This window comes from Streptomyces sp. NPDC050164 (assembly GCF_044459945.1).
Classification (GTDB): domain Bacteria; phylum Actinomycetota; class Actinomycetes; order Streptomycetales; family Streptomycetaceae; genus Streptomyces; species Streptomyces coeruleorubidus_A.
Map to the genome: position 1 here is coordinate 102,961 of NZ_JBITJK010000002.1, position 17,645 is coordinate 120,605.

A 17,645-nucleotide genomic window follows, 5' to 3' on the forward strand; every position below is an offset into this window, starting at 1 on the left:
CGCGCACCTTCGTGAGCTGGACTGAACGGACAGGGTGACCATCCAGACTAACGCGACCGGGCCGTACCTTCGTACGCGCGGAAGATCAGCGGAAGATCACAGGCCCGCCGCCCCGCCCTTGATCCCGTCCCAGAATCCGGGCAGCTCCCTCTCCACGCGCACCGCCCGCTGCTCCTCGCGCTCGTGGAGCAGGCCGTAGGTGAAGTCGCTCTCCCCCGCCGCGTGGGCGACCGCCGACAGCTCGCGCAGCGCCTGCCGGGCCATCACGCTGTCCTGGTGCTCGCCGAGCAGGTTCTGGAGCGATTTCATGGACTTGCCCAGGGCCTGGGCCGGTTTGCCGAGGGCTGGTCGGGCGGCCTCCGCCGCGTAGCGGGCGCGCTTGGTCTTCTTGCGGGCCTCGTGGATCGCGACATCGCGGTCGGTGCCGGGCTCCAGTTCCACGGCCCGCTCGACCAGCTCGGCGACCTTGCGGAAGTCCTTCTTCACGGCCTTGGCGATCCGCTTGTGGGGCTTCTTGCCGGCCGCCTTCCGCAGCGGCGGGTCGGCGATCAGCGCGTCCAGTGCGTCGAGCAGGGCGAGGTAGCGGCGGGAGTCCAGGACGCCGATGAGCCGTCCGCGGGCGCCGCCCTGCTCGGCGCTCGCCCAGGTGTGCAGCCGCTCTTCGACCGGGCCGCGGACCAGGGTGGCCGGCACCTCGGCGAGGGCCGCCGTCAGCCGTTCGGTCAGCACCTCGCGGTCCCGGTCCAGGCCCAGCTCACCGGCCAGCCACTTCAGCTCGTCACCGACCGGGTCGGTCACGGTCCGGTCGAGGATCTCGCCGTAAGACTTGAAGGTGCTGCGCAGCCGTCGGGTGGCCACGCGCATGCTGTGCACGGAGTCCTCGGCGTCCCGCCGCACGGCCGGGTCGAGCTCGACGAGGGCGTCCCGCTGGGCGCGCAGGTACGCCAGGACGTGGTCTGCGGCGGTCACCGGTTCCCCTGCCGAGACGGACGCGCGCTGCCGGCCCGGTGCCGTCTCCGCCAGGGCCCGCGCCAGTTTCGACGCCGAGGCCGACGGCCGTACGCCCGCCTTGCGCAGCCGCTTCCCCACCTTGTCGAGGAAGGCCGGGTCCCCCCCGTCGGCGAGCTCCACCTCTATCTCCGTCCACTGCGCCTCACCGCCGCCGGCCGTGAGCCGGTCGGCCCGTACGGCGTCGACGCTGACCTCGGCGAGCAGCCGGCCGTCGACGTCGACGAGGTGGCGTACATCGCGGTCGGAGCGCAGCCGGACGACGGGCAGCAGTTCGCCGCCGCGGACGCGGGAGCGGACGAGCCCGGCGAGGGTGTCCGGGAGGGTGTCGGAGAGCGGGGCGTGGATCTCGTCGCGGACGCCGGGGGCGACGGGGAACTTCAGATGCCAGCCCGCGTCCGAGCCGCCGGTGCGGCGGCGCAGGGTGACGGACGACGCGGCGAGGCGTTCGTCGGCTGTGTCGTAGTAGGTGGCGTCGAGGTGGGCGACGCCCTTGTCGAGCACGGCCGCGACCCCGGCGACACCGGTCAGGTCGGGAATCCCGCTGTCCTCGGACTCGTACTTCCGCTCGATCTCGCGCTTGGTGTCCGCCATGGGCCGAATCTAGTCGGCGCGGGCGCGGGGCGGCAGGGGGCCGCCCCGCGGTGTGGTCAGGCCGACATCGGGCGCTGTACCCGGATCGACTGCAACAGACCGACCGCTATCCACACGGCGAACATCGACGAACCGCCGTACGACACGAACGGCAGCGGCAGGCCGGTGACCGGCATGATGCCGAGCGTCATGCCGATGTTCTCGAACGTCTGGAAGGCGAACCAGGCGACGATGCCTGCGGCCACGATCGTGCCGTACAGGTCGGTGGTCTCCCGGGCGATACGGCAGGCCCGCCACAGGACGATGCCGAGCAGCAGGATGATCAGGCCGCCGCCGAGGAAGCCGAGCTCCTCCCCCGCCACGGTGAAGACGAAGTCCGTCTGCTGCTCGGGCACGAACTGTCCGGTGGTCTGCGAGCCGTGGAAGAGGCCGGAGCCGGTCAGGCCGCCGGAGCCGATGGCGATGCGGGCCTGGTTGGTGTTGTAGCCGACGCCGGCCGGGTCGAGCTCCGGGTTGGCGAAGGCGGCGAAGCGGGCGATCTGGTAGTCGTCGAGCACCCCGATCTGCCAGACGGTGATCGCGCCGATCCCGCCGGCGCCGATCAGTCCGAACACCCACCGGTTGGAGGCACCGGAGGCGAGCAGCACGCCGAGCACGATGATGACCATGACCATGACCGACCCGAGGTCGGGCATGAGCATCACGATCACCATGGGCACGGCGGCCAGGCCCAGTGCCTGCATGACCGTGCGTTGGTCGGGGTACTTCCTGTCGCCCGCGTCGACTCTGCCCGCCAGCAGCATCGCCATGCCCAGGATGATCGTGACCTTCACGAACTCCGACGGCTGGAGGGAGAAGCCGCCGGGGAGCTTGATCCACGAGTGGGCGCCGTTGATCGTGGAGCCGAGCGGGGTGAGCACCAGCAGGATCAGCAGGACCGAGAGGCCGTACAGGATCGGTACGGCCGTGCGCAGGCCGCGGTGGCCGAGCCAGATCGTGCCGGCCATCAGGGCGAGGCCGATGCCGGTGTTCAGCAGGTGCCGGACGAGGAAGTAGTACGGGTCGCCCTGGTTGAGCTCCGTGCGGTTGCGGGTCGCCGAGTAGACGAGGAGCGTGCCGAGCAGCGACAGGGCCGTCGCCGACAGCAGGATCGGCCAGTCGAGCCGCCGCGCGACCGAGTCACGGGCGAGGAGCCGGGTCCAGCCGGAGCGCTCGGGGCCGTAGCCGGAGACCTGGAAGCTGTTCACACCGCCGGTCATGTCGGCAACCTCCGGCTTCCCCGCCGGCGCCGGCGCCTTCGGGTGTCACGGTTCTGCGGCGTCGGCGGGGCCGCCGTCGCCGGCTGGAGCGGGTCGGCCGGGGCGTTCGGGTCCTTCTTGTTCGCCTGCTGGTCCTTGGCCGGGTCCTTGGGGACCTTCGGGGAGGCGATGGTGCCGTCCGTCTTGACCTTCGGCAGGGCCTTCTCCGGGCTGGGCAGCAGGGCCTTCTTCGAGTCGATGTCACCGTCCGGGGAGACGCCGTACAGCGCGTTGTAGATGTTGCGGACGGCGGGGCCCGAGGCGCCGGAGCCCGTACCACCCTGGGAGATCGTCATGACGATCGAGTAGTCCTTGGTGTACGTGGCGAACCAGGAGGTGGTCTGCTTGCCGTAGACCTCCGCCGTACCCGTCTTGGCGTGCATCGGGATCTTGTCCTGCGGCCAGCCGCCGAACCGCCAGGCGGCCGTACCGCGGGTGGCGACTCCCGCGAGGGCATCGCTTATCTCGCTGCGCGTCTTCTGCGTCATCGGCAGCTTGCCGTGCGACTTGGGCTTGATCGGTGTGACGGTCTTGCCGTCGGCGCTGATGACGGCCTTGCCGACCGAGGGGGTGTACATGGTGCCGCCGTTGGAGATGGCCGAGTAGATGGTGGCCATCTGGATGGGGGTGACGAGGGTGTCGCCCTGGCCGATGGAGTAGTTGACGGAGTCACCGGCGCGCATGCGGTTGCCTTCGAGGCAGTTCTCGTAGGCGATCTTCTCGGCGTAGCTGCCGTTGCGCTTGCCGGTGCGGCACCAGGCGTCCTTGTTGGCCTTCCAGTAGTCCAGCTTCCACTGGCGGTCGGGGACGCGGCCGGTGACCTCGTTGGGCAGGTCGATGCCGGTCTCCTTGCCGAGGCCGAACTGGTGGGCGGTCTTGTAGAACCAGTCGTTGGGCTTCTTCTTCGGCTTGGTGCCGCCGTCCTTCTTCCACTCCTCGTGGGAGAGCCGGTAGAAGACCGTGTCGCAGGAGACCTCCAGGGCGCGGCCGAGGCTGATCGGGCCGTATCCCTTGGACTCGAAGTTCTTGAAGACCTGGCCGCCGATCGAGTACGAGCTGGAGCACTGGTAAGGGCCGTTGAAGGAGTAGCCCGCGTTGACCGCGGCGGCCGTCGGGATGACCTTGAAGATGGAGCCGGGCGCCGACTGGCCCTGGATCGCGCGGTTGAGCAGCGGGTAGTTGGAGCTCTTGCCGGTGAGCCGCGTGTAGTCCTTGGCGGAGATGCCGCCCACCCAGGCGTTCGGGTCGTACGTCGGGTTGGAGGCCATGGCGACGACGCGGCCGGTCTTGGCCTCCATGACGACGACGGCGCCGGAGTCTGCCTTGTAGTTCGTGCCCGTGTTGCGGTCGTGCTCCTTGCGGGCCTGCTTCATGGCCTCGTTCAGCTCGTACTCGGCGATCCGCTGGACGCGCGCGTCGATGCTGGTGACGAGGTTGTCGCCGGGGTGGGCCGGGTCTGCCTCGGCCTGGCCGATGACGCGGCCGAGGTTGTCGACCTCGTAGCGCGTGACGCCGGCCTTGCCGCGCAGCTGCTTGTCGTAGTGGCGCTCCAGGCCGGAGCGGCCGACCTGGTCGGAGCGCAGATACGGCGAGTTGGTGTTCTGCGCCTTCTTGATCTCCTCGTCGGTGACCGGCGAGAGGTAGCCGAGGACCTGGGCGGTGTTGGCCTTGCCCGGGCTCGGGTAACGGCGCACGGCCTCGGGCTCGGCGGTGATGCCGGGGAAGTCCTCGGCGCGCTCGCGGATCTGGAGGGCCTGCTTGGGGGTGGCCTCGTCGGTGATGGGGATGGGCTGGTACGGCGAGCCGTTCCAGCAGGGCTGCGGCGTCTCGGCGTCGCACAGCCGGACCTTCTCCTGGACCTCGTTGGGGGTCATGCCCAGGACTCCGGCGAGCTTGGTGAGGACTTCCTTGCCGTCGTCCGGCATCTTCAGCAGGTCGGTGCGCGAGGCGGAGACGACCAGTCGCGTCTCGTTGTCGGCGAGGGCCACGCCGCGCGCGTCCAGGATGGAGCCGCGGACGGCCGGCTGGACGACCTGCTGGACGTGGTTCCCCGACGCCTCCTTGGCGTACGCCGCGCCCTCACGGATCTGGAGGTACCACAGGCGCCCGCCGAGGGTGAGCAGGAGGGAGAGGACGAGGACCTGGATGACGACGAGCCGGATCTGGACCCGTGAATTCCGGCCGGTCTCGGGAATGTTGGTCACTGCGGCCGCCTCCCCCTCTCAGTGCGCGTACGGATGTGCGGATACGACGGTGTGTCCGGGCACGCGTGTGCGGATACGAGTGATGAACGACGGGCCCACGAGGCGGCGTTCCTACCGGAGGGGTCCGTTCGGGTGAACTTCCCTGCGGTCACAGCCGCTTGACCCCCTTGATGCGCCCGGCCCGCGCCACCCGTGCCCGGGCCGCCTTCACCCGCAGCCCGTTGCGCTGGCTGCCGATCTTCAGGCCGGTGCCGCCGGAGAGCCAGCCGGAGGAGATGTCGGTGGCCTTGGCAGCGGAGCCGGCCTCGGCGAGCGGATCGTTCTCGGCGCGTCTGGCCAGCGCCATGACCCACGGCACCACGAACGGGGCGAGCAGCAGGTCGTACAGGACGGCCGTGAACAGCAGGCTGCCCAGGCCCACATGGCGGGCGGCGGTGTCACCGACGAGGGCACCGACCCCGGCGTACAGCAGGGTGGAGCCGATCGCGGCGGCTACCACCACGACCATGGGGCCGGTCGCGGACTTCAGCTGGCCCGTCTCCGGTTTCACCAGGCCCGCGAGGTAGCCGATGAGGCACAGCACGAGGGCATAGCGCCCGGCGGCGTGGTCGGCGGGCGGGGCCAGATCGGCGAGCAGGCCCGCGCCGAAACCGACGAGGGCGCCACCCACATGGCCGTACACCAGCGCGAGGCCGAGGACGGTCAGAAGCATCAGGTCGGGCACGGCGCCCGGCAGATGGAGGCGGGCGAGGACGCTCACCTGGATCACCAGGGCGACGACGACCAGGGAGGAGGAGAGCAGGATCCGGTTGACGCGCATGAGGTGACAGCTCCTACTGCTCTTGCTGGTTCTGGCCGTCCGCGGGTGCCTCGGCGGACGGCGTCACGGTCACCGTCACCGTCGGCCTGGGAGTCGGCTTCGGCTTGGGCGGGAGCACCGTGTCGCGCGGGTCCTTCTTCGGGGCCTCGACGACGACACCGACGATGTCGAGCTTGCTGAAGGCGGCGTACGGCGTCACGTAGAGCGTGCGGGTCAGGCCGCCGCCGGAGGGGTCGACGCGGGAGACCACGCCGACGGGCACGCCGGGCACGAACGGCCGGTCGGCCTGCGAGCCGAAGGTGACCAGCCGGTCGCCCTTCTTCACCTCCGCCTTGCCGTTGAGGAGTTCCACGCGCAGCGGGCGGTCGCCCTGCCCGGAGGCGAAGCCGAGCTCGTCGCTGGCCTCCATCCGGGTGCCGACCGTGAAGTCGGGGTCGCTGGCGAGCAGGACCGTGGCGGTGTTGGGTCCGACGGTGGTGACCCGGCCGACGAGCCCGTCCCCGTTCAGGACGGTCATGTCGCGTTTGATGCCGTCGTTGGCGCCGACATCGATCGTGATGGTCCAGGAGAAGCCCTGCGCGGCTCCGATGGCGATGACCTCGGCGCCCTTGATGCCGTACTGGCCCTGGCCGGCGACCTTCAGCATCTTGTCGAGCTGCTTGAGGCGGCTGCGGCTGCGGTCGTCGCTGCCGAGCCGCGCCTTCAGGGCCGCGTTCTCCTCTTCCAGCGCGGCGAGCCGGTCGTGCCGCTGGCCGGAGTCCCGGATGGCGGAGACCGCGTTGCCGACCGGGTCGACCGCGGCCGACACACCGCTCTCGATCGGGCCGAAGACCGTTGCCGCTGCCTGCCGGGCACCGTCGACCGGGGAATCCTCCCCACCGCGAATGTCCACCGTGATCAACGCGAACGCGATCGCGATCAGCAGCACCAGGAGCAGCCGGCTCTCTCGTGTGTCCCTCACGTGCGGCGGCCGTGCCCTTCCTCATAGGAATTCGGGAAGCCCCAGGGAAACCCGAGGGGCTGCATTGTGGGAGCTTATGCATCTATATCAACGATCCGCCGTACGAGAGGAGATCGTCCCGTACGGCGGAATCGAAGAGTTACGTCATCTGCGCGGCTGGGCGTCCAGCACCTGCTGGAGCGCCTCGAACTCCTCGACGCACTTTCCGGAACCGAGCGCCACGCTGTCCAGAGGGTCCTCGGCGATGTGGATCGGCATACCGGTCTCCCGGCGCAGCCGCTCGTCCAGGCCCCGCAGCAGCGCTCCGCCGCCGGTCAGAACGATTCCTCGGTCCATGATGTCGCCGGACAGCTCCGGCGGACACTTGTCGAGGGTCGTCTTGACGGCGTCGACGATCGCGTTGACCGGCTCCTCGATCGCCTTGCGGACTTCGGCCGCGGAGATGACGACGGTCTTCGGCAGCCCGGAGACCAGGTCCCGGCCGCGGATTTCGGTGTGCTCGTCGGAGTCGAGGTCGTACGCCGAACCGACCGTGATCTTGATCTGCTCGGCCGTGCGCTCACCCAGCAGGAGGGAGTACTCCTTCTTGATGTGCTGGATGATCGCGTTGTCCAGTTCGTCGCCCGCGACACGGATGGACTGGGCGGTGACGATGCCGCCGAGGGAGATGACCGCGACCTCCGTGGTGCCGCCGCCGATGTCGACCACCATGTTGCCCGTGGCCTCGTGGACCGGCAGGCCGGAGCCGATGGCCGCGGCCATGGGTTCCTCGATGATGTGCACCTGGCGGGCGCCGGCCTGGGACGACGCCTCGATGACGGCGCGGCGCTCGACGCCCGTGATGCCCGAGGGCACGCAGACGACGACCCGCGGACGAGCCAGATACCGCCGCTTGTGGATCTTCAGGATGAAGTAGCGGAGCATCCGCTCGGTGATCTCGAAGTCGGCGATCACGCCGTCCTTCAGCGGACGAACGGCAACGATGTTGCCGGGCGTGCGCCCGATCATCTTCTTTGCTTCGGCACCGACCGCGAGGATGCCACCGGTGTTGGTGTTGATCGCGACGACGGACGGCTCGTTGAGTACGATCCCGCGACCCCTGACGTACACCAGCGTGTTGGCGGTCCCGAGGTCGACAGCCATGTCACGGCCGATGAACGACATTGAGTTCCCCATCAGGATTCGTCTGGCCTTCCCACTGGCTTTTGAGGGCTTTTCAGGTAGGCAAAGGTGGGTGCTGTGACGTGAAGGCTTCCATCGTAGACGCGCCTTCGCGAACACTGCGGGAGGGTCTCCGCCATTGTCAGCAGATGCTGTGCGGGTTCGCTTGTGGAGACGGGCGTTTGGGGACCATCGTTCCCTCGATCGCCACGCATATGCCAGAAAAGTCCGGGAGCCGGTGGCTCCCAGACTTCCCTCGCCGTTTCAACTCAGGCGCGACCCGGGAAGAAGATCTTCACCTCGCGCTCGGCGGACTCCTCCGAGTCGGAGGCGTGAATCAGGTTCTCCCGGACGATGACGCCGTAGTCGCCGCGGATGGAGCCGGGGGCCGCGGCGATCGGGTCGGTCGGGCCGGCGAGCGCCCGCAGCCCCTCGATGACCCGCTCGCCCTCGACGATCATCGCCACGACAGGGCCGGAGGCCATGAACTCCACCAGCGGCTCGTAGAAGGGCTTGCCCTTGTGCTCGCCGTAGTGCTGCTCCAGCGTGTCCTGGTCCAGGGTGCGCAGTTCCAGCGCGGTGATCGTCCAGCCCGCCTTGCGCTCGATGCGGCTGATGATCTCGCCGGTCAGGCCGCGACGGACGGCGTCGGGCTTGAGGAGGACGAGGGTGCGCTGGCTCACGACGGGCTCCTTATGCATCAAGGTTGTGCGGGAAGACGAGATTACCCGGCGTGTCGGGGCGCCTGTTACGCAGCGTCAGGTGTGGAGGAGCCGGCCTCGGCCGCGAATCTCGCCTTCGCCTCGTCCACCTTCCGCCCGTAGTGCACGGACGCCCACCACAGGGCCGCGAAGACCAAGCCCAGGAAGAACATCATCGGCACGGCGAAGCCCGACGCGATGAGCGCGATCTGCAACGCCCAGCCGAGCGCGACCCCGCCCGGGCGTGTCACCAGGCCGCACAGCACCAGGCACAGGAACATCGCGACACCGCAGACCGTCCACACGGTCGTCATGGACAGGTCGGGGTCCTTCATGGCGACCAGACCGGCGAAGCCGATGATGAAGAACTCGCCGATCAGGGTCGAAGAACAGAGCGTACGCACGGGATCTCAGCCCCTCCCCAGGAGCAGTCGGGCCTCGCCGACGGTGATGACGGAACCGGTGACGAGCACTCCGCCGCCCGCGAACTCGCCTTCCTCCTCGGCCAGCGTGATCGCGGCCTCCAGCGCGTCGGGCAGCCGCGGCTCGACCTGGACGCGCTCCTCGCCGAACACCTCGACGGCGATGCCGGCCAGCTCGTCGGCGTCCATCGCGCGGTGACTGGAGTTCTGCGTGACCACGACTTCGGCGAACACCGGCTCGAAGGCCTCCAGCAGCCCCCGCACGTTCTTGTCGCCGCTCGCGCCGACGACACCGATGAGTCGGCTGAACTGGAAGGCCTCACCGACCGCCTCGGCCGCCGCCCGGGCGCCCGCCGGGTTGTGGGCGGCGTCGAGCACGACGGTCGGGGAACGCCGCACGACCTCCAGCCGCCCCGGCGAGGCGACGGCCGCGAACGCCTTGCGGACCGTGTCCAGGTCCAGCGGATCGGGCCGCTGCGCACCGACGCCGAAGAACGCCTCGACGGCGGCGAGCGCGACGGCCGCGTTGTGCGCTTGGTGGGCGCCGTGCAGCGGCAGGTACACCTCGGTGTACTCGCCGCCGAGCCCGCGCAGCGTCAGCAGCTGCCCGCCGACGGCCACCTGCCGGTCCACGACACCGAACTCCAGCCCCTCCCGGGCCACGGTCGCGTCCACCTCGACGGCCTTCTTCAGCAGCACCTGCGCCGCGTCGACCGGCTGCTGCGCCAGGATGACGGTCGCACCCTGCTTGACGATGCCGGCCTTCTCCGCCGCGATCTCCGCGTGCGTGGTGCCGAGCCGGTCGGTGTGGTCGAGGTCTATGGGCGTGACGACGGCGACGTCGCCGTCGATCACGTTCGTGGCGTCCCAGGAGCCGCCCATGCCGACCTCGACGACGGCGACGTCGGCGGGCGCGTCGGCGAACGCCGCGTACGCCATGCCCGTGAGCACCTCGAAGAAGGACAGCCGGTAGTCCTGCTGCGCGTCGACCATCTCGATGTACGGCTTGATGTCCTGGTACGTCTCGATGAACCGCTCGGCGGAGATCGGGGCGCCGTCCAGGCTGATGCGCTCGGTGATCGACTGCACGTGCGGCGAGGTGTAGCGGCCGGTCCGCAGCTCGAAGGCGCCGAGGAGGGCCTCGATCATGCGGGCCGTGGAGGTCTTGCCGTTGGTCCCGGTGATGTGGATCGACGGGTACGACCGCTGCGGGTCCCCCAGCACGTCCATCAGCGCGGCGATCCGGCTGACCGAGGGCTCCAGCTTGGTCTCGCCCCAGCGCGTGGCGAGCTCCGCCTCGACCTCGCGCAGGGCCTTGTCGACCTCGGGGTCGGCGGGGCGGGTCGGGATGTCGGCGTCGGGCGGGCCGCCCTGGGTGCGCAGGGTTCGGCTGCCGGCTTCGATGACCGCGAGGTCGGGGTCGCGGGTGGTCTCCTCCGCGATGATCTCGTCGAAGGTGTTGAGGGGGTCGGGCTGGTCGTCGGCGCTGTGGTCTGGAGGGAGCTCGCTCACGGGGCCAGTCTACGGAGCGGCAGTGACATTGCTCGGGGGTGGTTTGCGTCGTGGTGTCTGTGCGGGTCGTCTGTGGCTTGTCGCGCAGTTCCCCGCGCCCCTGAACTGCGTAAAGACCCCGGCGCTGACAAGCACCGGGGCCTTTGCGACCGTAGGAACCCTTACGCCTGCGGCAGCCGCTCCAGCTGCGCCTGGATCCGGGCGATGTCCTCCTCCGCCTTGGCGAGGCGGGTGCGGATCTTCTCCACGACGTGGTCCGGGGCCTTCGCCAGGAACGCCTCGTTGCCGAGCTTGGCGCCCGCCTGCGCCTTCTCCTTCTCCGCCGCCGCGAGGTCCTTCGCGAGGCGCTTGCGCTCCGCCGCCACGTCGATCGTGCCGGAGAGGTCGAGGGCGACCTCGGCGCCGGCGACCGGGAGGGTCGCCGTGGCCGTGAAGGCGTCGCCCTCCGGCTGGAGCCGGAGCAGCTGGCGGATGGCCGCCTCGTGCGTCGCGAACGGCGTGCCGTCCAGGGTCAGCCGGGCCGGGACCCGCTGGCCTGGCTGGAGGCCCTGGTCGGCGCGGAAGCGGCGGACCTCGGTGATGACCGACTGCAGGCTCTCGATCTCGCGCTCGGCGTCGGCGTCCCGGAAGCCACTGTCCTTCGGCCAGTCGGCGATGACGACGGACTCGCCGCCGGTCAGCGTCGTCCACAGCGTCTCCGTCACGAACGGGACGACCGGGTGCAGCAGCTTCAGCGTGACGTCGAGGACCTCGCCGAGGACGCGCTTGCTGACCTCGGCCGCCTCGCCGCCCGCCTGGAACGTCGTCTTGGACAGCTCGACGTACCAGTCGAAGACCTCGTCCCACGCGAAGTGGAACAGGGAGTCGGACAGCTTCGCGAACTGGTAGTCGTCGTAGAACGCGTCGACTTCGGCGACGACCGTGTTCAGGCGGGAGAGGATCCAGCGGTCCGTCGACGACATCGCCGACGGCTCCGGCAGCGGGCCGTCCACCGTCGCGCCGTTCATCATCGCGAAGCGCGTCGCGTTCCAGATCTTGTTGGCGAAGTTGCGGGAGCCCTGGACCCAGTCCTCGCCGATCGGCACGTCGACGCCCGGGTTCGCGCCACGGGCCAGAGTGAACCTGAGCGCGTCCGAACCGTACTTGTCCATCCAGTCCAGCGGGTTGACCGCGTTGCCGAAGGACTTCGACATCTTCTTGCCGAACTGGTCGCGGACCATGCCGTGCAGGGCGATGGTGTGGAACGGCGGGGTGCCGTCCATCGCGTACAGGCCGAACATCATCATCCGGGCGACCCAGAAGAAGAGGATGTCGTAGCCGGTGACCAGGACCGAGTTCGGGTAGAACTTCGCGAGCGACTCGGTCTGTTCGGGCCAGCCGAGCGTGGAGAACGGCCACAGGCCGGAGGAGAACCAGGTGTCGAGGACGTCGGTGTCCTGACGCCAGCCCTCGCCGCTCGGCGGCTCCTCGTCGGGGCCGACGCAGACGACCTCGCCGTTCGGGCCGTACCAGACCGGGATGCGGTGGCCCCACCACAACTGCCGCGAGATGCACCAGTCGTGGAGGTTGTCGACCCAGTCGAAGTAGCGCTTCTCCATCTCCTGCGGATGGATCTTGACGCGCCCGTCGCGGACGGCGTCGCCGGCGGCCTTCGCCAGCGGGCCGACCTTGACCCACCACTGCATGGACAGCCGGGGCTCGATGGTGGTCTTGCAGCGCGAGCAGTGGCCGACCGAGTGGACGTACGGCCGCTTCTCGGCGACGATCCGGCCCTCGGCGCGCAGCGCGGCGACGATCGCCGAGCGGGCCTCCAGCCGGTCCAGGCCCTGGAAGGGGCCGTGGGCGGTGATCACGGCATGCTCGTCCATGATCGTCAAGGCCGGGAGGTCGTGGCGCTGACCGATCTCGAAGTCGTTCGGGTCGTGCGCCGGGGTGACCTTGACGGCACCCGTGCCGAACTCGGGGTCGACGTGCTCGTCGGCGACGACCGGGATGGAGCGGTCGGTCAGCGGCAGCTTGACCAGCTTGCCGATCAGGTGCTTGTACCGCTCGTCCTCGGGGTGAACGGCGACGGCCGTGTCACCGAGCATCGTCTCGGCGCGGGTCGTGGCGACGACGATGGTGTCGTCCCCGTCGCCGTACTTCATGGAGACGAGCTCGCCGTCGTCGTCCTGGTACTCCACCTCGATGTCCGAGATGGCGGTCAGACAGCGCGGACACCAGTTGATGATGCGCTCGGCGCGGTAGATCAGCTCGTCGTCGTAGAGCCGCTTGAAGATGGTCTGGACGGCCTGGGAGAGGCCCTCGTCCATGGTGAAGCGCTCACGCGACCAGGCGACGCCGTCACCGAGGCGCCGCATCTGTCCGCTGATCTGCCCGCCGGACTCGCCCTTCCACTGCCAGACCCGCTCGACGAAGGCCTCACGGCCCAGGTCGTGCCGGGACTTGCCCTCCTTGGCGAGCTCCCGCTCGACGACGTTCTGCGTGGCGATACCGGCGTGGTCCATGCCGGGCTGCCACAGCGTCTCGCACCCCTGCATCCGCTTACGGCGGGTCAGGGCGTCGATGAGGGTGTGCTCGAAGGCGTGCCCCAGGTGGAGCGAGCCCGTGACGTTCGGCGGCGGGATGACGATCGTGTACGGCGGCTTGTCGCTCTTCTCGTCCGCCTCGAAGTAACCCCGCTCTACCCAGCGCTCGTACAGCGGCCCCTCCACGTCGGCCGGCGCGTACTGGGTCGGCAGGTCGGTGCTGGGCGCTGGTGGCTGCTGCTGAGCGTTCTCGGTCACGGGGGTCAGTTTAGAGGTGTCACTACCCCGTCCCGAAACGCGTTTCCTTTGTAACGGTGAGGGGCCCGCTGCCATGCACACGGCGGGTCTGCGCCAGGATGTCTCGAACGCATCAGCATCTGGAGGGGAACCCAGAACATGAGCTACAACCAGCCGGGCCCGTACGGCGGGCAGCCCCAGCAGCCCGGACCGTACGGCCAGCCGGGACCGTACGGCCAGCCGCCGCAGGCCCCCCAGCCCGGCTACGGCTACCCCCAGCAGGCCCCTCCGCCCCAGCCCGGCTACGGCTACCCGCAGCAGCCCCCGCAGGGCGTCCCGCCCCAGCCGAACCCCTACGGCCAGCAGCCCCCGTACGGCCAACAGCCGCCCTACGGCCAGGCCCCGTACGGCGTGCCCCAGCCCCCGGCCCCGGGCGGCGGCAAGAAGAAGACGGGCATCGTCATCGGCGCGGTCGCGGTGGTCGCGGCCATCGGTGTGGGGGCGTACTTCGTGATCGGTGGGGGTGGTGGCGGCCTGGAGGACGACGGGCCGCACAAGCTCACGACGCCGGCGACGGTGCTCAGCGACTACAAGCGCACCACGCAGGACGGGGCGACCGTCGGCGCCAACTCGACGTCGGAGCTGGAGAAGAGCGGCGTCAAGAACGCCAAGTCCGCGGCGGGCCTCTACAACACGGTCGACCTGAGCGACTACGACCCCGACGACCCGGCGTCCGCGGCGAAGATGGCGACGGCCAAGACCCTTTCGGTGGCCGGTGCCTACGGTGAGATCTCCGACCCGGAGGCGACTCTGGACCTGTTCTTCGCCAACTTCAAGAAGTCGGCCGAGAAGGAGTCCGCCACCGGGTCCGGCAAGCCGGAGCTGGTCGGCGAGCCCGAGGCGGCGGACCTCGACGGCGCGGTCATGAAGTGCCAGTCGGTCAAGGGGCCGGACCGGAAGACCGGGAAAGAGAAGACCAACTGGTTCTGCGCGTGGGCCGACTACAGCACGATCGCCATCGTGTCGCCGGGTGACGCGGCGCAGGGCGTCACCAAGGACGTGGCGATCGACCTCACCACCAAGGTCCGCGGGGAAGTCCGCGTCAAGGCCTGACCACCGGCAACGACGAAGGCGCCCGGCAACTGTGCTGGGCGCCTTCGCGTGCGGTGAGTGACTAGGCCGTCTTCTGCTCCCCAGGCCCCCGCCCCCGCGCATCCCGCGGAATCAGCGTCGGGTTCACGTTCGACTGGACGACGTCCGCCGTGATGACGACCCGGGCCACGTCCTTGCGGGACGGGACCTCGTACATCACACCCTGGAGGACCTCCTCCATGATGGCGCGCAGGCCGCGCGCGCCGGTCTGGCGCAGGATGGCCTGGTCGGCGATGGCTTCGAGGGCCTCGCGCTCGAAGTCCAGCTCCACGCCGTCGAGTTCGAAGAGGCGCTCGTACTGCTTGACGAGCGCGTTGCGCGGCTCGATGAGGATCTGGAGCAGGGCCTCGCGGTCGAGGTTGTGGACCGAGGTGATGACCGGGAGGCGGCCGATGAACTCGGGGATCATGCCGAACTTGACCAGGTCCTCCGGCATGACCTCCTGGAACTGGTCCTTGGACTCCATCTCGCGCTTGGAGCGGATCTGCGCGCCGAAGCCGATGCCCTTGGCGCCGGCCCGGGACTCGATGATCTTCTCCAGTCCGGCGAAGGCACCGCCCACGATGAACAGCACGTTCGTCGTGTCGATCTGGATGAACTCCTGGTGGGGGTGTTTACGGCCGCCCTGCGGCGGGACCGAGGCCGTGGTGCCCTCCAGGATCTTCAGCAGGGCCTGCTGGACGCCCTCGCCCGAGACGTCGCGCGTGATCGAGGGGTTTTCACTTTTCCTCGCGACCTTGTCGATCTCGTCGATGTAGATGATCCCGGTCTCGGCCTTCTTGACGTCGTAGTCGGCGGCCTGGATCAGCTTGAGCAGGATGTTCTCGACGTCCTCGCCGACGTAGCCGGCCTCCGTCAGGGCCGTGGCGTCGGCGATCGCGAAGGGGACGTTCAGCATCCGCGCGAGGGTCTGCGCGAGGAGGGTCTTGCCGGAGCCCGTGGGGCCGAGGAGGAGGATGTTGGACTTCGCCAACTCGATGGCGTCGTCGCGGCCGTTCGCCCCGCCGTTCTCACCGGCCTGGACCCGCTTGTAGTGGTTGTACACCGCGACGGAGAGGGCCTTCTTGGCGGCCTCCTGGCCGACCACGTACCCCTCGAGGAACTCGTAGATCTCGCGGGGCTTCGGGAGTTCCTCCCAGCGGACCTCGCTGGTCTCCGCCAGCTCCTCCTCGATGATCTCGTTGCAGAGGTCGATGCACTCGTCGCAGATGTACACACCGGGCCCTGCGATGAGCTTCTTGACCTGCTTCTGGCTCTTGCCGCAGAACGAGCACTTGAGCAGATCGCCGCCGTCACCGATGCGTGCCACGGTGTGCTTCCCCTTCGCCTGGGAGACTCCTGGACGTCGACGTCCAGCGGACTCCTGGTGCTGCCTTATGTCCGACGGTACCTTGCCGGGCCCCTCGTTCGGGCCCCCCTTGGCGCGGTTCGCTTTGACGTGGACCGTGCCAAACCGTGCCAAGGGGCGGCAGACGATACAGCCTGTCGCCTCAGCGCAGGCTCGAGTTGTCCAACTTCCGGGTGGTGATGACCTGGTCGATCAGGCCGTAGCTCAGCGCGTCCTCGGCCGTGAGGATCTTGTCGCGCTCGATGTCCTCGCGGATCTTCTCGATCGTCTGCGTGGAGTGCTTGGCCAGCATCTCCTCCAGCTGCGAGCGCATCCGGAGGATCTCGTTGGCGGCGATCTCCAGGTCGGACACCTGGCCGCGGCCGGTCTCGCTGTAGGGCTGGTGGATCAGCACGCGCGCGTTCGGCAGGGCCATGCGCTTGCCCGGCGTACCGGCGGCCAGCAGGACGGCGGCGGCGGAGGCCGCCTGGCCCATGCAGACCGTCTGGATGTCCGGCTTCACGTACTGCATCGTGTCGTAGATCGCCGTGAGCGCCGTGAAGGAGCCGCCCGGGCTGTTGATGTAGACCGAGATGTCACGGTCGGGGTCCATCGACTCCAGGCACAGCAGCTGCGCCATGACGTCGTTGGCGGAGGCGTCGTCGATCTGGACGCCGAGGAAGATCACGCGCTCCTCGAAGAGCTTCGCGTACGGGTCGTACTCGCGGATGCCCTGGGAGGTGCGCTCGACGAAGCGCGGGATGACGTAGCGGGACTCGGCCTGCGGGCCGGTGTAGCGGCCCTGCGAGGCGCTCATGTCCTGCACGGCGTGCGTACGGTCGTAGATCCCGCTGCCGGGGAACTGGTTCACGGTGTCTCCTGAAGAGGGCTGAGGCGGTCGGCTGGGGCTGTCTGGGGTCGCTGGGGCCCGGGAGGGCTCCGTAGGCCTCACGGGGCGCCACAGGCCCCGTGGGGACCTCTCAGGCCCCGGTGCCGCCGCCGCCCGGCATACCGGCGGCCGTGGGCATGACGTCGTCGATGAGGCCGTACTCCTTGGCCTCGAACGCGTCGAACCAGCGGTCGCGGTCCGAGTCGCGGGTGATCTGCTCGACCGACTGGCCCGTGTGCTGGGCGGTGAGCTCGGCCATGCGCTTCTTGGTGTGCAGCAGCCGCTCGGCGTGGATCTTGATGTCCGAGGCCGAGCCGGCCAGGCCGGCGGAGGGCTGGTGGATGAGGATCTCGGCGTTCGGCAGCGCGAAGCGCTTGCCGGGGGTGCCCGCGCTGAGCAGGAACTGTCCCATCGAGGCCGCGAGGCCCATGGCGATCGTCACCACGTCGTTCTTGATGTACTGCATGGTGTCGTAGATCGCCATGCCGGCCGTGATCGAACCGCCGGGGCTGTTGATGTACAGGTAGATGTCCTTGTCCGGTTCGGCGGCAAGGAGCAGCAGCTGTGCGGTGATCTTGTTCGCGATGTCGTCGTCGACCGGCTGGCCGAGGAAGATGATCCGCTCGTTGAGCAGCCGGTTGTAGACCTGGTCGCCGAGGCCACCACCGATGGAAGGCTCGCCGGCGGCTGAAGGCATCAGATTCGTCACGTATCCACCTGCTCGTCTTACGACGGCGCCGGGCCGTCTTCACGTGTTCCCTGCGGGGCGGGAGCCGTATCGGAGGCTCCACTGCCCTGGTATTCATGGACCCTAACGCGCGGGTCCCTTCG

General features: G+C 69.2%; 14 protein-coding genes. 1 reads left to right on the forward strand and 13 read right to left on the reverse strand.

The annotated features are described in order from the left end of the window. Positions 1-96: 96 nt before the first annotated feature. The 10 genes from ACIBNA_RS03230 to ACIBNA_RS03275 form a co-directional block, all read right to left on the reverse strand. Positions 97-1,602: a CHAD domain-containing protein gene (locus ACIBNA_RS03230; protein ID WP_399163569.1), complete on the reverse strand. Its 1,506-nt coding sequence runs from the start codon at positions 1,600-1,602 to the stop codon at positions 97-99. Between the two features lie 56 nt (positions 1,603-1,658). Continuing rightward, a complete protein-coding gene (gene rodA / locus ACIBNA_RS03235) occupies positions 1,659-2,861 on the reverse strand; it encodes a rod shape-determining protein RodA (protein ID WP_399163570.1) in 1,203 nt (400 codons plus the stop codon). Continuing rightward, on the reverse strand, positions 2,858-5,104 hold the full coding sequence (mrdA, locus tag ACIBNA_RS03240; protein ID WP_399163571.1) for a penicillin-binding protein 2: 2,247 nt from the start codon (positions 5,102-5,104) through the stop codon (positions 2,858-2,860). The genes rodA and mrdA overlap by 4 nt, the downstream gene beginning before the upstream one ends. A gap of 148 nt (positions 5,105-5,252) precedes the next feature. Continuing rightward, on the reverse strand, positions 5,253-5,924 hold the full coding sequence (mreD, locus tag ACIBNA_RS03245; protein ID WP_399163572.1) for a rod shape-determining protein MreD: 672 nt from the start codon (positions 5,922-5,924) through the stop codon (positions 5,253-5,255). A 13-nt stretch (positions 5,925-5,937) separates the two neighbouring features. After that, positions 5,938-6,885: a rod shape-determining protein MreC gene (mreC, locus tag ACIBNA_RS03250; RefSeq protein WP_399163573.1), complete on the reverse strand. Its 948-nt coding sequence runs from the start codon at positions 6,883-6,885 to the stop codon at positions 5,938-5,940. 144 nt (positions 6,886-7,029) lie between these two features. After that, entirely contained in the window at positions 7,030-8,049 is a 1,020-nt protein-coding gene (locus tag ACIBNA_RS03255; protein WP_062705440.1) for a rod shape-determining protein, read from the reverse strand. 266 nt (positions 8,050-8,315) lie between these two features. After that, entirely contained in the window at positions 8,316-8,729 is a 414-nt protein-coding gene (gene ndk, locus ACIBNA_RS03260; protein WP_020271915.1) for a nucleoside-diphosphate kinase, read from the reverse strand. Between the two features lie 65 nt (positions 8,730-8,794). Further along, the gene (locus tag ACIBNA_RS03265) at positions 8,795-9,151 is read right to left on the reverse strand and encodes a DUF4233 domain-containing protein (RefSeq protein ID WP_399163574.1); all 357 of its coding nucleotides are present in this window, start codon (positions 9,149-9,151) and stop codon (positions 8,795-8,797) included. 6 nt (positions 9,152-9,157) lie between these two features. Continuing rightward, complete coding sequence (locus ACIBNA_RS03270) at positions 9,158-10,681, reverse strand: bifunctional folylpolyglutamate synthase/dihydrofolate synthase (RefSeq protein WP_399163575.1); 1,524 nt, start codon at positions 10,679-10,681, stop codon at positions 9,158-9,160. Between the two features lie 161 nt (positions 10,682-10,842). Continuing rightward, positions 10,843-13,467 carry a valine--tRNA ligase gene (locus ACIBNA_RS03275; RefSeq protein ID WP_399163576.1) on the reverse strand — a complete coding sequence of 875 codons (2,625 nt, stop codon included), beginning with the start codon at positions 13,465-13,467 and terminating at the stop codon, positions 10,843-10,845. Positions 13,468-13,605: 138 nt separating this feature from the next. Here ACIBNA_RS03275 and ACIBNA_RS03280 point away from each other — a divergent pair, with 138 nt between their 5' ends. Beyond that, positions 13,606-14,559 carry a hypothetical protein gene (locus tag ACIBNA_RS03280; protein WP_399163577.1) on the forward strand — a complete coding sequence of 318 codons (954 nt, stop codon included), beginning with the start codon at positions 13,606-13,608 and terminating at the stop codon, positions 14,557-14,559. A gap of 61 nt (positions 14,560-14,620) precedes the next feature. Here ACIBNA_RS03280 and clpX read toward each other — a convergent pair whose 3' ends face one another. The 3 genes from clpX to ACIBNA_RS03295 all read right to left on the reverse strand — a co-directional run bounded on the left by clpX (position 14,621) and on the right by ACIBNA_RS03295 (position 17,511). Beyond that, complete coding sequence (gene clpX, locus ACIBNA_RS03285) at positions 14,621-15,907, reverse strand: ATP-dependent Clp protease ATP-binding subunit ClpX (RefSeq protein ID WP_184592647.1); 1,287 nt, start codon at positions 15,905-15,907, stop codon at positions 14,621-14,623. A 181-nt stretch (positions 15,908-16,088) separates the two neighbouring features. Next, positions 16,089-16,796: an ATP-dependent Clp protease proteolytic subunit gene (locus ACIBNA_RS03290; RefSeq protein WP_399163578.1), complete on the reverse strand. Its 708-nt coding sequence runs from the start codon at positions 16,794-16,796 to the stop codon at positions 16,089-16,091. Between the two features lie 109 nt (positions 16,797-16,905). Next, positions 16,906-17,511: an ATP-dependent Clp protease proteolytic subunit gene (locus ACIBNA_RS03295; protein WP_184993373.1), complete on the reverse strand. Its 606-nt coding sequence runs from the start codon at positions 17,509-17,511 to the stop codon at positions 16,906-16,908. Between the last annotated feature and the right edge of the window lie 134 nt (positions 17,512-17,645).

Excerpts from the sequence above, each read along its gene's own strand:
- rodA (WP_399163570.1), bottom strand. The coding sequence starts at position 2,861 with ATGACCGGCGGTGTGAACAGCTTCCAGGTCTCCGGCTACGGCCCCGAG.
- ACIBNA_RS03295 (WP_184993373.1), bottom strand. The coding sequence starts at position 17,511 with ATGCCTTCAGCCGCCGGCGAGCCTTCCATCGGTGGTGGCCTCGGCGAC.
- ACIBNA_RS03255 (WP_062705440.1), bottom strand. The coding sequence starts at position 8,049 with ATGTCGTTCATCGGCCGTGACATGGCTGTCGACCTCGGGACCGCCAAC.
- mreD (WP_399163572.1), bottom strand. The coding sequence starts at position 5,924 with ATGCGCGTCAACCGGATCCTGCTCTCCTCCTCCCTGGTCGTCGTCGCC.
- ACIBNA_RS03280 (WP_399163577.1), top strand. The coding sequence starts at position 13,606 with ATGAGCTACAACCAGCCGGGCCCGTACGGCGGGCAGCCCCAGCAGCCC.
- ACIBNA_RS03230 (WP_399163569.1), bottom strand. The coding sequence starts at position 1,602 with ATGGCGGACACCAAGCGCGAGATCGAGCGGAAGTACGAGTCCGAGGAC.